This window comes from Vibrio sp. 2132-1 (assembly GCF_033344315.1).
The window spans coordinates 1-745 of record NZ_JAWPON010000273.1 but is presented as its reverse complement, the minus strand read 5'-3'; the positions used below and the strand labels follow the sequence as shown (position 1 = coordinate 745).

Genomic DNA, 745 nt, shown 5'->3' with positions numbered 1-745 from the left:
ATCTAGCAAGCAAACTAGAAAGTAAAAAGGGCACTTGGTGCCCTTTTTTAGCTTTTGGGTTATCGGTGGCTAAAAGCATCTCAAGCTGAACAAGGATGGATAAATCAGTCTGCTTGGTTCAAGTTCCAATCGTAGTCGTACTTCACCTGACCTGAAAAATGGTTGTATTGTGGCGCGTACTTTCTGATGTGGTTAAACACCTCTTCCTCACCACCAAAATCAACGGCAAACCACTCATAAATTGAAGATATTTTCGCCGTGTTACCTTCAATAGAGACGCCTTTTTTGCTGTTGATAAAGGTCTTTGCGGCACTCTCTAACAAGGTTTGAGTATTCTCAGCGGTAAAAGCTTGAGTTTGAAGATTTGGGCAGCCTAGGCTTGCACAATTGACAGCGTAGTGCGTTCTTGGGTCTTGCCAGATTGGTCGTAAAATTCGGTGCTCAATATCATTTAAGGTCAGACTTTTTCCGTTAATGGTGATGACATCTTGATCCCATGGGCCAAAGCTAAACAGCCCGCCTAACTTGGTGATCGACGTTATCGGGTAGTTATCCAAAATTAGGTCAACCGTCAACGCGTTGTACAGGTTTACCCAATATGCGTATTGCTCGGCTTGGCGGTATTGCAATGGATTTAAACTAGCGAGACGTTGAATGTACTGCTTTAACTTTGTTTTATCGGCGAACGAGACTTGGTTGTAACGAAATAGAGTGTTGTCACCTCGGGTAACTAGATAGCTGTCGA

1 protein-coding gene is annotated in these 745 nt (G+C 43.4%); it reads right to left on the bottom strand.

Annotated elements, in window-relative coordinates:
- Positions 1-104: 104 nt before the first annotated feature.
- Positions 105-745, bottom strand: a 641-nt coding sequence (locus R8N47_RS24875) for a DUF547 domain-containing protein (RefSeq protein ID WP_318186065.1), incomplete at its 5' end; no start/stop codon positions are given.